We start from the raw sequence: 20,146 nt of genomic DNA, 5'->3' as shown, positions 1-20,146 counted from the left end.
ACTCATAATTAATAACTCCTAAACTTATTTATGCAAATTATCTTTCCCTTCGATTTTCAATTGAATTGAACTGTCGTTTATTTGAAATTGACTGTCTTTCAAAAGCATAATCACTTCGGCTCCAGCCAATAAAACCGGACCATAACCGTGAGCAGCAAAAACATTTACAGGGCGATAGTAATAAAATGCAGGATCAAATCCCATTCCGGTTCCTACGCAAGTTCCTTCGACTTGACCTTTGTCATTTACTTTTGTAGCGACTGCATTCCAAGCTAATAAAACTGCTGGTGCATAGGTCATTTTATCAACATAACCGCGATTTATAGCTCTGGCAATTGAATACGCATAAATAGCAGTTGCCGAAGTTTCTAAATAAGAATCATTTCTGTCTAACAATTGATGCCAAAAACCAGTTCCGTCTTGATATTGAACCAATCCTGCAATGTGCTTTTGCAATTGAGTTAAAACTTGATTATAACCCGGATGATTTTTTGGAAGAACTTCTAACAATTCTACCATTGTCATTACTGCCCAGCCGTTTGCTCTCGCCCAATGAAACTGAGGATGAACCGTCATTGATTCTACCCAGCCGTGCATATAAATTCCTTTTTGGCTGTTAAACATTCTTTCAGAAAACTGATTTACTTGTTTTACGGCATCGTCATAATATTTTGTGTTTCCGGTATAACTTCCCATTTGTGCCAAAGCAGGTACACTCATAAACATATCATCCAACCAAAGTGTATTATCCTGTGGTCTGTTTCTTGCCAGAGTCCCATCTTTTAAACGGAATTGTTTATTGCTGATAAAGTCGATGTAGTTGTTTACCAAAGGATCAATATTGGCTTTTAAACCGTCTTTTTTGGCTTTAATAAAAGCTGCACAAAGCGCACCGGCAAAATCTAATGCTTCAGGATGAAGCGTTTTCAGCATGTCTTTATCCTTGATGTTTTTTTCGTTGTAATTTTCGGCAATATCTGCAATCAGCTGTATTCTTTTATTGGAGTAATCAGCATAATATTTTTCACCAGTTGCTTTTGAGGCCAAAAGCATTCCGGCATACGTCACACCCCATTCATAACTAGTTAATCTGAAAGCGCCCGGCTCAAAAACAATATCCTGATTGCCTTTTTTATAATCTGTAACAACAGTTTTAGTATTAGCATCGACAATTTTTGAAGCCGAATTTTTATCTAAGAAATTATAAACTCTGTCCAAAACCGCTTTTATATTTTCCTTTTGTGGAATAACATATGGCGTTGGATAATCAGGTTGTATTAGATGTAATGGCGCTGTTGCATCTGTTTTTTGTGCGTTCGCATTTGTAATTGATGCAAAGACGAACATTGCTAAAATGGTTGATTTATAGTTCATAATGGTTAGTGTGTTAGTTTACATTTTGTTTTATTTACTGATTTCAACCGTTATTTTGGCAGAAAGTTGTTTTGCCAAAGTGGTTACATAATTGCTGAAATATGCTGCATCTTTAAAGTTTTTATCGGCACTCAATTCCCACCCTGCAATGGCATAGTAACTGATTTTTTTATTGTTTTCTATTGATAATTTTGCCAAATAAGAATCGGTTAACTGACCTGTTTTTGGTGCTTCGATATAACCTTTGTATATTTTTTTAGGAACTAAAATTGCAGTTCCTAAAATCCACTCGCGATTGTATGTCAAATTATCATGCTGAATAAAGCAAACCCACTCGCCTGCCTCAACAACCTGAAGCGGATTTTTATTGTTTATGTTTGAAATAGCTGCAAGAAAAGTTTCTCCGCCTTTAAGTCCGCTGATAGAAACTGTGTTTTCATAACCGTACATTCCCGGCCAGATTGAAGTCGTTTCCTGAACTTGGTAATTATTTCCAGAAGCTTTCCAATTTTCATATTTATAACTTAAAACCGAATTGACCGGACCTTCGCTTACAATTTTGAAAGTTGTTTTTTCGACATTATTCAAAGTATCGTTTGTCAAAATTCCGAGTCGGTTGATTTTGTCATTTATCAATAAAGCGTAACCGCCCAAACCTGCAGAATTTCCAACAGGAAAAATATCTCTTCCCCAATCGTACATCACGTGATAATTGTCTTCAACGGCACCTTTGCTGTTTATTCCAACATTTTCTGGCGTAATCGCAGGTATTTTTTTTCCAAAAACGTCTTTTGAATTTCTTCCATCCAAATAATGTCTGAAACCAACTTTGTCGTTTTCCCAAGTTGGGCCGTCCGTTTGATATTTCTGGAAACCCAATTTTTTGTGTACTTGATTGGCCATTAAAACTTCTTCCGTTACTGGCTGAACAGGCAAATCTTTAGCCTCTCTTTTTCCAAATCTTACACTAGTTTTTATTGGAAATTTTGGATCTTTTAACGACCAACTTAATGTTGCTGTTTTCTTTTCGTTAGCGGCAAAATCAGTTACCAAGAAAAGTTCGTCCCATTTTCCGTCACCGTCCAAATCGTTTAACTGCGCTGGAATTGTGTCATTTTTAGTGATCAAAATTGGAAAGCTATTTGCAACATATTTTGATGCAATTTGGCTTCTTTTTATACTGATTGCTTTTTGTGGCACTGCTATATCAGATGTGTTTTTTAAAGTAACTTTTTGTGCATTGCAATTCGCTAAAATTGCTGTTGCAAAAGCTATTGATAAATAATATTTTGTTTTCATTTTTCTTTTTGTTTCAGGTTTTCTTTGTTTAAAGTTTTAGGTTTAGTCCAAATGAAAAACCTCTTTTAATGAAACCGAAATTGGCGAATTATCTGGATTTGTTTCCATAATATCTCCCATATATGCCCACCATTTTTTTACAATTGGATGATTTGGCAAATAATCAAAATCAAAATCCGGACTGATTTTCTGTACTGCAAAAAGTATCAGTGTTTCTTCATCTAAAAAAATGCTGTAATCCTGTATTCCCGTTTCTGAAAGCAAAGCCGATAATTCTGGCCAGATTTCGTCGTGTCTCTTTTTGTATTCCGTTTCAAAACCTGATTTTAATTTCATTTTGAAAGCGTTTCGGATTGTGTTTTTATTTGCCATTTTTAATGCTTTAAATTTATTTGAACAGGCTGATCTCTATTACAGATAATTTCGCCATTTATATATTCCAGTTCTGCTACTTGAATAGAGCTTCTTTTTGTTTCATAACTATCAACTCCTTTATTTTCTGGAGTTCTGCCGGGATGTGTGAAATAAAAAATATACGCTCGATCTCCATTTACAACAACATCAGGATGTCCGCCAATCACTTTATCATCTTCACCTGTTCCGGGAGTTTGAAGAATATTTTTTTCTTGTCGCTTCCAATTTAAAAAATCTTCAGAAGAATAAATATTCAAACCTTTCCAGGAATCTGTTACCATCCAGTTTTTTCCTTTCCAAACAAAAACTTTTGGGCCTTCTCCTCTATCTTTTACAATTTTCGTTCCGCTGTCCATCCAATTGTACAAATCTTTGCTATCAGCATAATAAATTGATTTTCCGTCGTTTTCATTATTATAAAACATTCTCCAGGTTCCATTTGGCAATTGAAAAACCGAAGCGTCAATACAGCGTTCCGAAGCTAGTTTTAATTCTGATTCAAAATTCCAATCCATTAAATTCGTGCTCGTCAAATGAATAATTGAGCGCGGATGATACCAATCATTGAAAATTCCGGGAACAATAGTCAAATACATATGATATTTATTCTTGTATTTAATGACATCTGGTGCCCAATAAGTTACATCTTTTAATTTATAATTGATATTACAAGTATCTTTATAGGTCCATTTTGCACCATCTTCAGAAGTTGCAACACCAATTCTTGTTCCATGCACCCATGTAATTCCTTTTGCTGTTGAATCTTTTGCTCTTCGATTGGTATAAAACATAAACCATTTTTTCTCTTTTTCATTCCAAATAATCGTTGGATCGGCGGCTCCATCATAAATTGGATCTCGGAATAATGGTTTTGGAGCAATATGTTTTTTATCTTTTTGAATGCCTTTTTGCGCTATCATTGTTAGGCTGAACAATGAAGTTATTAGGATTGCAAAAAGATATTTTGGTTTAATTTTCATTTTGATTTTTGTTGTTATTTTTTTTCTCGCAGTCCCGATAGCTATGGGGAGCAGATTTAATAGATTTTTATTTTATAATTTCATTTCTCTCATTTTTATCTTTCCGAGGAACGAGGAATGAAAAACTTTATGTTTAAGCTTTTCTTAATTAATTTTTCTTCTCATTTTCTATCATCCAATCATCTGTCCTAAAAGGTGATGCAGGCAAATTTTCAGCATTGAATAAATTTGGCTCTGGAACGGCTTTCCATGCAAAACGAACTGCAACAGGCTCTTTTACTTTTGATGAAGAAACTACAATTGTTTTTTTATCAATTTTAGCTGTTGCCGGATAAAAAACTTTATCGTTTCCTGCAATTTCAAATTCTTTTAAATTTTCGTTGCTCTTTTTAAATCCGTTAGGAACATCATCAAAGAATAATTGAATACGCTGTTTTTTGATTTCCATATGATTGTATGTTGGTCCAGAATATACTAACTTACTTTCTCCGTATGTTTTTGCTTTCGCTATTAAAGCTAAACGATAACCAACAGTTTGTTTATCAATTGGATGAATATTTTCTGAATTTCCAATATCGGTTGTAACGACCATTCCGCTGTTTGGAATTACTTTTGCGGACATTAATTGTGCTTCTCTGATGTAAGGATTTTGTCCTTTGTGTGGTGCAATCTGAACAAAATAAAACGGATAATCGCCTTGATTCCATTCGCTTCTCCAACTTTTTACCATTGTCGGAAAAAGACTTCTGTACAAAAATGCCTTTTCTGCATTGCTTTCACCTTGGTACCAAATCACACCTTTCATCGTATAATTAGTTACCGGATGCAACATTGCATTATATAAAACATAAGAAGTTTTATTTTCTTCTTTTTTTGGCTTTTTAAGCTGAGATTTTGAAATATCATTATTGTTTGCAAGACGTTCTTTTGCTAAATCTGCATAATAATTTTCTAATTTTTCCTGAAACAATTTTTCGTTTTTTGCATCTTGTTCTAAAATTGGAAGAAAATCCGGATTGCTTTCTAAAACTGATTGCGAAGTCCATGCCTCTGCTTTGGTTCCTCCCCAAGAAGTTGAAATTAACCCGATTGGGATTTTTAAATTTTGGTATAAATCTCTGCCAAAGAAATAAGCTACAGCTGAGAAAGATTTTATAGTTGAAGGTGAGCAAATATTCCAATTTCCAGTGACATCCTCTAAAGGTTTTTGAGACGCTTTTGTCTGTACAGTAAATAATCGTATCGATGGAAAATTGGCATTTTGGATTTCTTCTTCATAATTTTTTACTCCGGTTTTCCAAGTTCCTTCTTCTTTTCCAACAGGAAAATACATATTAGATTGTCCAGAACAAATCCAGACTTCTCCAATCAAAATATTTTTAAGAATGATTTTATTTGAAGCATCAATTGTAATATCATATTGTTTTTCGCTTCCGGCTGTTGTATTGACAGATGTTTTCCAAGTTCCATCAGGATTTGCTGTAATTTCTACAGGATTATTTTGCCAGCCCAATTGGATTTTTATTTTTTCGTTTGGAGAAGCCCATCCCCATAAATTCACTTTTGAATTTTGCTGTAAAACCATATTATCACCAACTAACGCAGGCAGTTTTACCTGACCAACAGCTGTCAGTTTTAATCCTAAAACGATGAATAATAACAACAGTTTCTTTAAATAAATCATTCGGAATATAATTTTAGTACTAAAACTTTAAAGATAAAGCACTAAAACGATATCGGTATCCTGTGCTTCCCTGTTTTGGTTCAGAAATATAAAAAACAAAAAAGGCAGCAACAAGAAGTTACTGCCTTCGTAAAATCAAAACCACTTAATTTTACCATTACCATATTAACGAAAACCAATATCCTTAAAATGATAATCAAATTTAAATATTAAATAACTGAAAACTATCCTGTTGTACCCTGCTATATAATAAAAAAAACCGCCTCAAAAATTGAGACGGTTCCTAACATAAAAAACCAAAAAATAAGTTTGATATTAATACCCTGGATTCTGCATAGCGGCTTTTTGTTCTGCAGTCAAAGGTTTTCCGCTTGCGTAAACACCATCAAGGAAAGTCTGCGGAATTGGTCGCAAATTATGGTATTCCTGAATATTTGCCGCAGCTTCAATATTATACGCTTTTGCTCTGGCAACTAATGTTTTAGTTCGGCTTAAATCTTCCCAACGGTGAAATTCTCCGCACAATTCTCTAGTACGCTCATTAAGTACTAAACACAACATTCTGTCATAATCAGTTCCGTATCCTAATTTTGCAATTACAGCCATATCTTCTGCTGGCAATGCAGTAACACTACTAATTGCTAAGTTTGTTGCAGTTGTTGCAACCGCAATATTATTTGACTCATAATACGAGTTTTCAGGAATATATGAAATAGGAATTCCTGCCTGACCTGTAGTTGTGTAAGCCGCTGAACCATCGGCGTAAGCTGCACGATTTTCTCCAGCTTTGTAAGCAGCACGGGCACGAACCGCATTAATGTAAGGCAATGCATCTGCAAATGTAGCTCCGCCGGCTTTTGCTAAACGGATTTTTGCTTCTGCAGCCATTAAATAAGTTTCACCAGAACGCGCCAATGTAATATCACGAGATCCTTTAATATTACTCAAATCGATTCTGTTTCCATCCATATATTTACTTAAAGAAGGAAATCTCACATCGGCCATTAAACCCACTTTATCTGCAGCGTAAGCCACATATACACTCGGAATTGTTTTTCCTGTTTTTGGATAAATAATGACATCTGTATTTTTAGTTTTAGCAAAACGAGTATCTGCAGCTGTATTTACAACATACATAATACCTAAATCACCATTTTTATAAACAGCTCCTGATGCATTATTGACAATACTTTTTGTTTGGAAACTTTTCCAGAAACGAGAATCATTTACATGATCAAAAGCATCATATACAAAATAAGTTGGGGCCAAACGGCTAAAAGGTCTTCCGCCGGCAAGGTTACGCTTCATTTGGGGCAATTGGTCGTAAGTAGAAAGGAAATATAAATGCTGCTGATTTCCTCCAGTTGTTAATGTACTCGCATTGAACTGTGCAGATAAAATTAACTCCGGAAGTTTTTCGTTAGCACCATCAGCAGTTGTGTATGACCATAAATTATCATAATTAGCTGCTAATGGGTGACGCGAAATTACCTCATCAGATAAAGCTACAACTTGCTGCAAATCGGCAGTTTTTGTAGTTCCATTCCAGCTGTCGTTAATTTCGCTAGCACGAGTTAAATATGCTTTTGCCAAATAATGAGCCGCAGCATCTTTAGTGATTTTTGCAGGAGCACCAGCATTTCCTAATAAATTATAAGCCTGAGTAAAATCAGCAATAACCTGAGCTAAAACTTCTTGTGGAGCGGCTCTTGTAAATTCTAATTCAACAGTAGAACTTGTTTTTAATTTTAAAGGAACAGCGCCATATTGACTTACTAATTGCAGATAACTAAAAGCTCTTAAAAAGTAACCTTCGCCCAAAGCCGTTTTTTTGATGGCATCATTTGATGAAACGATATTTGTAGCCGATTCAATAAGTTGATTTGCATTACCAATTCCGATATATAAATTATCCCAGTGTGTATTTGCTGCAACAGTATTCGCATTAGAAACCGTCACGAAAGCCTTAAAACCAGAAGAATAAGAATTCCAAATCCAGTTTGAAGGGTCACCTCCAGCATGAAATTCATCAGTTCCAGATTCTGTTGCAGTAAGCGGTACTTCACCTTGAAATTCTGCGGCAAATACCTGATAATAAGTTCCGACTGCCAATGCCTGAATTCCAGCCTCGGTTTTATAATAATCTGAACTGTAAGCCGTTGTCAGCTCTTCGTCAAGAAAATCTTTGCTGCAAGAACTTCCCAAAGTCAGCGCTGCAACAAGCATTAAGTTGATATATAGTTTTTTATAATTTTTCATAATGATGTTTTTTAATTATTTAGAATTCTACATTTAACCCTAAAGTTATACCTCTGTTTGAAGCCGTTGTCTGCGTATCCAAATCAGTCCATTTTACTTTTGTAAAAATCATACCCGGATTAGTAGCCTGACAATAAATTCTCAATTTAGAAAGTCCAAGGCTCTGCACTAATTCTTTATCGAAATGATATCCTAGAGAAATATTTCGCATTTTCAAAAATGAACCATTACGATATCCTAAAATTGGATAATAAGGATCTCCTGTACCTGCAGAATAAATAGGTTTTTGATATTCTGCATTTGTATTGTTATCCGTATAATAATTAATTGATCTCTGGCTTCCTTTTGCTCCTTCATTTTCACCTAAAGTATCATATAAATACCCCATACGTCCATATACAAAGAATGATAATTCAAAATTTTTGTAGCTGAAAGTATTTGTCATACCCAAGATATATTTTGGATCTTTTGAACCAATAATTACACGGTCATTATTTGCATCAATTTTATAATCACCATTTTGATCAACTGGTCTTGCATTACCAAAAGAGAAAATGTTTGAACCTGCTGCTGCATTAAATTTTGCCATTTCGGCTGCATCTTCAGGTTTCCAGATTCCGTTTGATTCGAAACCATAAATTACGTTTTGAGAATCTCCAATAAATAAATTGTTGTTGATATCGTCAAATTTTCCGTTTTGAAGCGATACAATTTTATTTTGCTGGTAAGAAGCACTAATATTAGTTGTCCACTCAAAATCTTTACTTGTAACGTTTACAGTAGTCAAAGTAAGTTCGACACCTTTTCCTTCTGTTTCTCCAACGTTTTGGTAAGTATCTTTAACCCCGATAACCGTTGGCACACTGCTTTTTAATAATAAGTCGGTTGTTCTACTTGTAAAATAATCTAAAGCACCAGAAACTCTATTGCCAAACAATGCGAAATCAATACCGTAGTTAAACTGAGCCGTTTGTTCCCATCCTAAATCAACATTTCCTAAAGATGTATTGTTTACAACACCAGATCCATTAGGATAAACAATACCAATTAATGGCGGCTGGGTTGCGTATGCCGGAACAGCAGCATTTCCAGTAACTCCATAACCAACTCTCATTTTTAATTGGTTAACCCAGGAAACATTTTCTAAGAATTTTTCTTTGTTGATAACCCATGCTGCAGACGCACTCGGGAAAAATGCCCATCTGTTTTCTGAAGCCAATTGAGAAGCCCCATCATAACGTCCTGAAGCTGTGAATAAATATTTATCAGCATACGAATAATTTACCCTTCCCATGTAAGACAATAAACCTGTATCAGTCAAACCCGAAGAATAACCAGCAAGTGTAACATTAGCAGGATTTAAAGCGTTCCATTTGTTTTCTGGGTTTTTAATATCATTTGCAGACATTGAGCTGTTTTCATTATGATATTCTGTCTGACTCATTAACAATGTTCCGCCAAAACTGTGATTTCCAAATGTTTTATTGTAAAAAATCAAATTGTCTAATGTATATGAAATTGTTTGTTCTTTAGCTAGAGAAGCAAAACTAGTTCCTGAACGAATAGCCGATTTACCATCCAAATAAACACCATCACGGAATGATGTAAGATCAGGACCAAAATTGATACGGTATTTTAAACCGTCAAGTTTTGAAGAAATTGCTCCTAAATCAAACTGAGCATACAAACTACCAAAAGCACGCAAAGTTATACGCTGATCTTGAGACAATTTATATTCATCAACAGGAGTTCTGATAGTTGAATCTCCACCTGGACTGTCAATTCGGTTTCCGTTTAGATCATAAGGAACTGCATAAGGAAGGTTTGTACGTGCTGTTGCATAAATTCCTGTTGAACTTGTAACGGCAGTTCTACCTACGTTTGATTGCCCATATTCATTTATACCATAACTTGTATTAAGACTCACACCCATAGAAAACCATTTTGTTGGTGTAATATCAACATTGGCAGTTCCGCTGTAACGCACATAACTTTGTCCAAATAAAGTTCCTGTGTTATCTAAATATCCAAAAGAACCGTAACCTTTCATTTTTTCAGTTCCACCGCTTACACCAATAGTATGCTGTTGTGTGATTCCGGTACGGGTTACAAATTTTGTCCAGTCTGTAGTCGCAACTTTAGAACCATCCCAAGTTCCGCCAGCCCATCCTTTCTCGATGTTTGCCCATGCAGCAGGGTCAGCAGAAGCAAGGAAAATTAACTTATCATTTTCTATTGTAGGTGCATCTCCTTTTGGAAAAGCAGATGGATTAGAATAATATCTTCCCCAACGGCGGAATTCAATATATTCTCCTGCAGACATCATTGGAGCATTTTCGTGAATCGTTTCTGTCATAAGAGAAGTATCATAATTCAACGTAAATTTTCCGTTTTTACCTTTTTTTGTCGTAACAATGATAACTCCATTCGCACCACGAGAACCATAAATAGCCGTTGCAGAAGCATCTTTTAAAACGTCGATTGTTTCAATATCAGTTGGATTTAAGAAGTCGATACCTCCAGAATTAGCATCAACACTAATTTTACCTGTTGAAGCATCAGTAACCAATCTTGAATTTAAAGGAATTCCATCAACTACATAAAGCGGTGCATTTGAGGCAGAAATAGAACGAGCTCCACGAATGGTAATATTTCCCACACTTCCTGGACGCTCATTTGAAGAAACATCTACACCCGCAGCTTTTCCCTGCATAGCCTGTACGGCATTAACTACCGGTCTTGACGCGATTTCTTCGGCATTTACACTCACAATTGATCCGGTAAGATCCTTTTTCTTTTTTGTACCATAACCTACTACAACTACCTCCTCAAGAGAATTGTCATCTTCTTTAAGTACAACATTGTAAACACTTGCGGCGCCTACCGTGATTTCTTGTTTTTTAAAGCCAATAAAGCTGTAAACAAGAACATTTCCAGAAGCTGCATTAATAGAGTAACTACCATCCAGATCCGTACTTACTCCATTCTGGCTTCCTTTGATGAGTACATTGGCACCCGGAATTGGCAATCCTGCAGCGTCTTTAATAGTACCTTTGACTACTTTGTTCTGCGCGTAACCAGATGCATGGAATAATGCAATCATGGCTATCAGCAGCAGCACATTTAATTTGTTTTTCATAAAAGTTAAATTTGGTTAATTAATTAGTTACTCAAATTTATTTAGAAGTTAATTTCGTACTGTCCTGTAGTGTCCTGTAAAGTAATTTAGTACCGTTCTAATTTACAGAGTTTTACAAGTTCAATTTAAGATTTTTTTAACCATAAAATCCTTCAAACCCTTGATTTTCAAAGGGAATTAAGGAAAAAACTTCTAAATGCGAATATGTGAATTAAACAATATTTTTTTTTCACATACTGTAATTTTATTCAAAATTTTTTATCTAATAAAAAACAAATATGCGAAAATTATGATAATTTCAAACAAAAAAATGTAATCGATTGCATTTTTTTGTTTGAACAAATGCTTTTCCAAACGTCTTTTACGTTTAGTTAGCAACTAAAATTTCAGTTTAAACCAAAAAAAACCGTCTCAAAAATGAGACGGTTTTCAAAAACAAAAATTAAAAAAAGTTTAATTGTAACCTGGATTCTGCCAAGCTGCTTTTTGTGATGCTGATAAGTTAGAACCATCATCGTTTAGTAATCCATCAATAAATGTTTGAGGAATAGGACGAAGTTCGTGTTTACCAACTTTAATATTAGGAGCCGCTTCAGCATTAAATGCTTTTGCACGCTTGATAAGCATTCCAGTACGAGAAAGTGTTTCCCAACGCTGCCATTCTCCTAAAAGCTCACGAGTAGACTCGTTAAGAATGAAGTTGATAGCACGTTCTTTATCAGTTGTAGCTCCAACTTTAGCAATAACTGCTTCGTCTTCAGCTGGTAAATTATTAGGAAATGAAGTTAATCTTAAATCTGAAGCTGCAGTTGTAACCGCAACTGTTGGATTAGATAAATAATACGTATTCATATCTAAATTAGAAGCCGTAAAGTTTGTAGCTGAGCTTCCTGTATTTAAAGGATTCACTTTAAATGCCTGAGAACCATCATTATAATAAGATCTGTTTTCTCCAGCTTTCCATTGTGCTCTAGCTCTTACTACGTTGATATCCTGCATTGCATTTCCATACTGGTTAAGACGAACATAACATTCTGCACGTATTAAATAAGTCTCAGCAAGACGAGCCATAATTACGTCACGGTGCGCATCACCTCTTTCAGCAGTACGTGAACCATCTTCTGTTTTATTGATACCTGCGAAGAAGTTACAAATTGGCTGATTTTTGAAAGTTGGGGCAACGTAAGTTCCATTTTGGTACAACACAGAAGAGTTAGGAACATATTGACCTTTTTTTGCTGTTAAAGTTCCACTTGTAGCTGTTTGTCTTGTATTCCATTCTGGTAAACGACCAGCTGCATCTGTCCAAGTTGGAGCCTGAACGCTCGCACCAAATTTAGCACCGTCATATGTATTGTCATTTTTAGTATTTAAAATCATAACAATTGCCGGATCTCCAATTTTTACTCCTGATGGATTAGGCGTGATTACAGTATTAGCACCGTAAACAGTTCTGAAAGTTTTCCACATACGAGCATCATTTACGTGATCAAACACTCCATATGTGTATTCTGTAGGACGACAACGCTGAAAATCCATACTTCCGATCCAAACACCACGTTTTACCCATCCTCCAGAAAAACTAGAAAACTGAGGAGCAAAATAGCTATAAGTACGGTTTCCAAAACGACCAACTGTAGCTGCATCACCATTATGACCAGCAGCCATCAAAATTTCATTAAGTTGCTCATTCGGACAATCAATTCCTGTCCAGTTTGCATATAAATCACTGTAATTAGGAGTCAATGGTCCACGAGCTGTAATTGCATATGAACATGCATCGATTGCTTCCTTAAGGTCAGCATCTTTGTAAGAAGCATTCCAAGCATCATTACGCTCTGAAGAACGGAACAATAATGATTTTGCTAAAAAGTGTGCAGCAGTTGCTTTTGTCCAAGTAACTCCTTTTCCATAAGTATAAACTTCTCCTTCAAAAAGACTGTAAGCCTGACGGAAATCAGATATTACTTGTTCCCAACATTTCTCTTCTGAAGCACGCTCATAGTTACGAACAACTCCTTCAATAGGTTTAGTCTGAAGAACAACACCTCCGTATTGTGCAACAAGTCTGTAATAGTTATATCCTCTTAAAAAATAAGCATGAGCTAAACAGCGATTTCTGATTTTTACATCTGGAATTACTTTTTCTGCTTTAGCGATAATCGTATTACAAGATGCAATACCATAATACATCTCATCCCAAAGCGCGTTTGGATTTGTTGCATTTCCATTTGCTGCTCCTGTTGCTGTTGAAGCTCCTACTGGTCCAAAACGATTGTCGTAGGTATTCCACATTTCATTGGTAAGGTCGTTTGCATTTGTAAACTCATCAGTACCATAAAGTGTATTTCCATAAGACCATTCAAAACCAAAATGCCAACGAATATTACCATAAAGAGACACTGTTAGCGCCTGAAGACCTTCAGGTGTATCAAAATAAGCTGTCGAATATGCATTTGTTTGTTCTTCGTCCAGAAAGTCTTTCGAACACGAAGTAAAAAACAACCCCGCCGTTAATAAAAGACCGATTCCTATATTTTTTATATTATTCATTTTTTTACTTTTATTGTTATACTTCAATTCGCCATAATTTATTAAAACCCAACTTCGATACCCATAACAAAACTGCGGTTGTAATACGTTTTCTCCGTGTCATAATCATACCAATCTAAAGATTGATAAATACTTCCTGGATTTACAGCTTGCACATAAAGTTTCATGTTTGCTAATCCAAATTTATTTGCAACGTCTTTAGATAAATTATAACCCAAAGAAATATTACGAATTTTTACGAAAGAGGCTTTTTGGAAACCAAGAAGTCCTGAAAAAGGGTCTGCTGAACCTGAAGTCGCTTGACCTAAAATCGGTTTTTGGAATTCAGCATTTGGATTATCTGGAGTCCAGTAATCAGTTTCACGCTGATTAGCATGAGCTGTTAAAGCTTCTCCGCCTAAAGATGCAGTATATCCCATACGTCCGTAAAGATTTATTCCCAAATCAAAACCTTTATAACTAAAGTTATTATTCCATCCCATTGTCCAACGAGGATTACTGTTACCTACAACTACACGGTCAGAAGCATCCATTCTGTAATCGCCATTTTGATCCTTTGGTCTCACGTTACCTGGAGTAAATTTATAACCGTTAGCATTCCATTTAGCCATCTCAGCAAGATCCTCTGGAGTATTTTGCCAAAGACCATTATTATCATACCCATAACGAACAGCAATAGATTGTCCAATGAACCATGAGTTACTTACCATGTCTTGTGCACCATTTGCTAAATTCACAATTTCATCTTTTTGCCAAGCACTGTTAAAACTACTTTCCCATGTAAATCCGCTAGCAGTTTGTACTGGAATAAGATTAAGCGTTACCTCAACTCCATGATTTTTTGTTTCACCAATATTCGAAACAATGAATGGATAACCAGATACTGGTGGTATATCTACTTTTAATAATAAATCTTTAGTATCCGATTTATAAGTATCAATAGTACCGCTGATTCTGTTGTTCAAGAAACTAAAATCAATACCAAGATTGTATTGCGTTGTTTTTTCCCAACCCAAGTTTTTGTTAGCCATTCCTGTTTGGGTATCTGTATAATAAGGTTCATTTGTAGTAAAACCTATTGCATTGCTCTGACCATTAAAAGGAAGGAATATTTGGCTAATGTTTCCTAATGTTCCATAAGGTGGCACAGAAGAGTTACCAGAAGTACCAAGACCTAAACGAAGTTTAAGATTTTTAATCCAATCAACATTTTTCAAGAATTCTTCATTGTTAATACGCCATGCTAATGCTGCAGACGGGAAAAAGTCCCATTTATGTCCTTCAGATAGTTGCGTAACTCCATCCCATCGTCCTGACACGGTCAATAAATAGCGGTTATCATAACCATAATTTGCACGAGCCATGTATGACGTTATGGCACGCTGATTAATTCCAGAACTCATACGTGCATTATTAGCAGCATTTGTAGCATCTACTGAACCCATTGCATTCCATAAAAAAGAAGGCTTAGGAATATTATTAGCACTCATTTCAGAAGTTTCATAATCCCATGATGATGCTGTCTGTAACAAAGTTGCACCAACTTTATGCTTAGCCGCGAATGTACGGTCATAGCTAATTATATTATCAAGAGTCCATGAAAGGTCACGACGGTTTTTAAGACGTGCAAAATTACTACCTGCACTACCGTTGGCGTTAACTTTTAATGATGATGTACCATCGACATAAACACCTTCTCTCCAATTACGGAAATCAGGTCCGAAATTTATCTTGTAACTAAGTCCTTCCAATGACTTTGTCATTTTACCAAAATCCAAAGTTGCAGAAAAATTAGCTAAAACACGCATTGTTTGCGATTGTTGAGTACTTTTCTCCCACTCATCCATAATCGTATAAACACCTGATTCACCTCCCGGATTAATGATTGTATTACCGTTTGCATCATAAGGAACAGCAATATTATAAATTTGCTTAGCGGCACCATAAATAGCATCTGGCGATGTACCACTTCTTGCACTTAAAGTTGACATACCATAATCTTGCTCACTCCATGAAGCATTGAAAGAAGCAGTCATTTTAAACCAATCAACCGGAGTAATATTTGAAGTCAATTTTGCAGTGTAACGTTTGTACCACTGTCCTTTTTGAGTACCCTGATTATCTAAATAACCTATAGACCCATAAGTATTTACTTTTTCAGAACCTCCACTAGCACTAAGAACGTGCTCTGTACTAACTCCTGTTTGAGTTACATAATCAGTCCAGTTTGTATTAGTTACTTTTGAAGCATCCCAAGTACCGCTTGCCCATCCTTTTAATACATTATCCCTTGATGTTTGACCATCTAATGCACTGTCAAAAATTAACTTGTCATTAGCAAGAGTTGGCGTTGCTGGATTAGCATATTTAGCTGGATCAAGATTGTATGCAGCCCAACGTCTGTATGTAATAAAATCAGCCGCGCTCATTGATGGCGATCTGTCAACAATATCAGAAGTCGTTACTGTACCTGCATAATTTAAGGTAAATCGGCCTGATTTTCCTTGCTTAGTTGTTACGATAACAACTCCATTTGCACCACGTGATCCATAAATAGCTGTTGCTGAAGCATCTTTAAGAATATCCATCGTTTCAATATCTCTTGGATTTAATGTTTCAATTGCAGATGCTGACAACAAAGGCACGCCATCTACAACATATAAAGGTTCATTACCTGCTGTTATTGAGCGATTACCACGAATACGTACTTCCCCAAGCGTTCCTGGGCGTTCGCTAGTTTTTACATCAACTCCGGCAATTTTACCTTGTAATGCTTCAGTTGCACTTGAAACAGGTCTATTCATTAATTGCTGCGCATTTATACTTGAAACTGCTCCTGTTACGTCTGATTTTTTTGCAGTTCCGTAACCAACAACAACAATCTCATTAAGTTGAGATACTTCTTCAACAAGTTTTACATTAATTTCTGAAGAAGTACTAACAGTTCTTTCAACAGATTTTGAACCAGTAGACGAGTATACTAATACTTGTCCTGTATTTGCACTGATAGAGTATTTACCATCAAAATCAGTACTTGTTCCCTGTTTTGTTCCTTTAATAAGTACATTTGCTCCTGGTATTGGCAGTCCTGCCGCATCAGTGATTGTACCTTTAACCACTTTGTTCTGCGCATAACCTGCTGTCTGCAACAGCGCAAACATGACCAAAATCAGCAAAAGACTAAATTTGTTTTTCATAAAAGTTTAATTTGGTTAATTAATTAGTTCATCCAAATTTATTTAGAAGCAGATCGCACAGCATCCTGTAGTATCCTGTTAACTTTCAGGTTCTTATAATTACTTTTATGTTTTTATTAACTTAAAAAAACTTCAACTATCTGATTTACAAGGCTGAATAAGTGTAGAATTTACAAATAAACGATATGAAATTTTCTTTAATATTTTTTTTGTAATTCATACTTATTCTTGCTTAAAAATGCGAATTGAGAAAAAAATACCACAAATTATTACTCTTTTGATTTTTAATAAAATGATAGAAAACAGGACGCTACAGGATAGCAAATTGAGTTCCTGCCATTACTTTTACCTTATTACAACTATTAAAAAAGTTACTATTACATGATTCTATACATATGTGAAGTAAGTAAATTAGTAACCGTTTTATAAAACTATTGAACCACAACCAATGAAAATAACCAAATCAAATTGTCTTATCCTCCTGTCTTTTTGCTGGATTTTAAGTTCTTCGGCTCAGGAAACAAAATCACCTTGGCCAAAATCTACTAATATAAATCAGCCATGGGCGCGCTGGTGGTGGATGGGAAGCGCTGTAGATAAGCCAAACTTAAAAAAAAGACTCTTAGATTTTCATAATGCAGGAATTGGAGGTGTAGAAATTACTCCTATATATGGAGTAAAAGGCGAAGAAAATAATTTCATAGATTATCTATCTCCAAAATGGATGGAAATGCTCGACTATACAGTTCATGTTGCAGATAGTCTGCACATGCAAGTTGATATGGTTTTGGGAACAGGATGGCCATATGGAGGATCGCATGTAACGGTTGCGAACGCTGCAACAAAATTGATTATTGAAAAATATCCGCTAAAAAAAGACGAAACATTTGACAGAAATATTTCTGTCGAAAACAAAAAAGAAAAAAATCCGGCCGAACTATTATATGTAGTCGCTTACGGAAATGATGGTTCCTATATTAATTTAACAGATCAACTTAAAAAGAACCAGACAAAAATAAAAGATAAAGGAATTGATGGAAAATCGATTTCAATTCCAGATCAGACCGAACCAAATAAATTAAAGTGGAAGGCAAAAAAAACAGATTATACTTTGTATGCTGTTTTTAGCGGAAAAACTGGACAACAAGTAAAAAGAGCGGCGCCGGGCGGAAACGGTTTTACTTTAGACCATTATTCTACAGAAGCATTAGACGCTTATGTAGTTCCGTTTAATAATGCTTTTAAAGGTCGAGAAGGCAAAATAAGAGCCATTTTTAATGACAGTTATGAAGTTTATGGTACCGATTTTACTCCTAAATTTTTCGAAGAATTTCAAAAACTGCGCGGTTATGATTTAAAAAAGGAATTGCCTTTATTATTGAATGAAACTGATAGTGAAATTGGTAACCGAATTAGAAGCGATTACAGACAAACAATCGGCGATTTATTGCTGAATAAATTTGACAAGCCGTGGACAGAATGGGCGCATTCGAAAAATTTCAAAACCAAGCTTCAGGCGCATGGATCTCCAGGAAATCTGATTGATTTATATGCTGCTGCAGATATTCCAGAATGTGAAACTTTTGGTTCGATGCCTTTTGACATTCCGGGATTTAGAAGAGAAAAAGAAGACATCCGTGAAGGAGATGCTGATCCTGTAATGCTTAAATTTTCATCATCTGCCGCACATATTTCGGGAAAAAATCTAGTTTCATCTGAGACTTTTACATGGCTTCGCGAACATTTCAAAGCGGCTTTATCGCAATGTAAACCAGAAGCTGAGGATTTAATGCTAAGTGGCATCAATCATATTTTTCTTCATGGTTCGACTTATTCGCCAGATAGAGCTGCATGGCCGGGATGGCAATTTTATGCTTCGGTAAATTTTAATGCCAATAACAGTATTTGGGAAGATGCTCCTTCTCTATTCTCATATATTTCAAACTGTCAATCCATGTTGCAGCAAGGAAAATCAGACAATGAAATTCTGCTTTATTGGCCAATTTTTGATACTTGGGACAAATACCAAAAAGGAACTTTATTTTTTGAATTCAAAATACATTCGCTTCAGGAATGGCTTCACCCTACTTCTTTCTATGCTTCTACCAAAAAGTTAATGAATAAAGGTTATGGCGTAGATTTTATCTCTGATAATTTTATTGCTGAAGCCAAAGTTATTGACGGAAAAATCAATCTTAATGGCACAACTTTCAAAGCTTTAGTAATTCCTCCAACACAAAAAATGCCTCTTGCTACTTTGCAGAAATTGATTGAATTGAAAAAATCGGGAGCAAATATCATTTTCGAAAGCCTTCCAGAATCTGTTCCTGGTTTCAATGATTATAGAAAACAAGAACAAGAACTTCAAAACTTTTTAACAGCAAACAGTGAAATTGTAAAACCAACTTCAGATGTCTTAAAAACGTTAGAAAGTGCTAAAATTTATCCTGAAACGCTTGTAAATACAGGTTTGAAATTCATAAGAAGAAATGTTGACGGTGAAAAAATCTATTATTTAGTTAACCACACGACCAAAACTATTGATGATTTCGTCCCAATTCAGGCTGGAAATAAAGAAGTTATAATCTTAAATCCGTTAACTAGAGAATTTGGAAATGCAATTGTAAAAAAATCAGCTGATGTAACTTTGGTGAAAATTAAAATAGCTCCGGGTGAATCTTATTTTTTAAAGACTGAAAATACAGCTTCGCAGAAAAAATGGAATTACTATGAAGCAACTGCAGATGCAATTCCGTTAAAAGGAAGCTGGAAAATTAATTTCAACAAAGGCGGGCCACAATTGCCTCCAAGCGCAACTATTTCAAATTTAGAATCCTGGACAAAATTAGGACCGGAAGCCGAAGCATTTTCGGGATCAGCCACTTATACTTTGGAATTTAACAATCCAAATGCCAAAATTGAACATTGGAATTTAAATCTGGGTGACGTCCGCGAAAGCGCAAAAGTTTGGCTAAATGACGAATTCATTGGTACTGCATGGTCTGTTCCTTATCAATTAAATATCGGAAAATTAAAATCAGGGAAAAATATCTTAAAAATTCAGGTTACAAATCTTTCTGCAAACCGAATTCGCGACAAGGAATTAAAAGGCGAAGAATGGAAGGTTTTTTATGAAATCAATATGGTTGACAAAGATTATAAAAAATTCGACGCTACAAAATGGGCTCCAATGCCATCAGGACTTTTAGGCCCAATCACAATCACGCCATTAAAACAGCAAAACTAA

At 35.4% G+C, this 20,146-nt stretch carries 10 protein-coding genes; 1 reads left to right on the top strand and 9 read right to left on the bottom strand.

What is annotated here, in order from left to right; translation table 11 throughout:
- Positions 1-24: 24 nt before the first annotated feature.
- From FN795_RS19765 to FN795_RS19725, 9 genes are all read right to left on the bottom strand, one after another.
- A complete protein-coding gene (locus FN795_RS19765) occupies positions 25-1,374 on the bottom strand; it encodes a glycoside hydrolase family 88/105 protein (protein WP_142452214.1) in 1,350 nt (449 codons plus the stop codon).
- Between the two features lie 30 nt (positions 1,375-1,404).
- Entirely contained in the window at positions 1,405-2,673 is a 1,269-nt protein-coding gene (locus tag FN795_RS19760) for a DUF4861 domain-containing protein (protein WP_142452213.1), read from the bottom strand.
- Positions 2,674-2,715: 42 nt separating this feature from the next.
- On the bottom strand, positions 2,716-3,045 hold the full coding sequence (gene rhaM / locus FN795_RS19755) for an L-rhamnose mutarotase (protein WP_142452212.1): 330 nt from the start codon (positions 3,043-3,045) through the stop codon (positions 2,716-2,718).
- 2 nt (positions 3,046-3,047) lie between these two features.
- Positions 3,048-4,067 (bottom strand): family 43 glycosylhydrolase, encoded by a 1,020-nt coding sequence (locus FN795_RS19750; RefSeq protein ID WP_142452211.1) that lies wholly within the window; start codon positions 4,065-4,067, stop codon positions 3,048-3,050.
- 148 nt (positions 4,068-4,215) lie between these two features.
- Positions 4,216-5,751, bottom strand: coding sequence for a sialate O-acetylesterase (locus FN795_RS19745; protein WP_142452210.1), 1,536 nt, complete (start codon positions 5,749-5,751; stop codon positions 4,216-4,218).
- Between the two features lie 315 nt (positions 5,752-6,066).
- Positions 6,067-8,010 (bottom strand): RagB/SusD family nutrient uptake outer membrane protein, encoded by a 1,944-nt coding sequence (locus FN795_RS19740; RefSeq protein WP_142452209.1) that lies wholly within the window; start codon positions 8,008-8,010, stop codon positions 6,067-6,069.
- Positions 8,011-8,029: 19 nt separating this feature from the next.
- Entirely contained in the window at positions 8,030-11,149 is a 3,120-nt protein-coding gene (locus tag FN795_RS19735; RefSeq protein ID WP_142452208.1) for a SusC/RagA family TonB-linked outer membrane protein, read from the bottom strand.
- A gap of 453 nt (positions 11,150-11,602) precedes the next feature.
- The gene (locus tag FN795_RS19730) at positions 11,603-13,702 is read right to left on the bottom strand and encodes a RagB/SusD family nutrient uptake outer membrane protein (RefSeq protein WP_142452207.1); all 2,100 of its coding nucleotides are present in this window, start codon (positions 13,700-13,702) and stop codon (positions 11,603-11,605) included.
- 41 nt (positions 13,703-13,743) lie between these two features.
- The gene (locus FN795_RS19725; RefSeq protein WP_142452206.1) at positions 13,744-16,899 is read right to left on the bottom strand and encodes a SusC/RagA family TonB-linked outer membrane protein; all 3,156 of its coding nucleotides are present in this window, start codon (positions 16,897-16,899) and stop codon (positions 13,744-13,746) included.
- 448 nt (positions 16,900-17,347) lie between these two features.
- Between FN795_RS19725 and FN795_RS19720 the strand changes: the two genes are divergently transcribed.
- The gene (locus FN795_RS19720; RefSeq protein WP_142452205.1) at positions 17,348-20,146 is read left to right on the top strand and encodes a glycosyl hydrolase; all 2,799 of its coding nucleotides are present in this window, start codon (positions 17,348-17,350) and stop codon (positions 20,144-20,146) included.

This window comes from Flavobacterium resistens (genome assembly GCF_900182645.1).
Lineage (GTDB): Bacteria > Bacteroidota > Bacteroidia > Flavobacteriales > Flavobacteriaceae > Flavobacterium > Flavobacterium resistens.
Note: the sequence above shows the minus strand (reverse complement) of the source record. Positions and strands in the feature narration are given on the sequence as shown.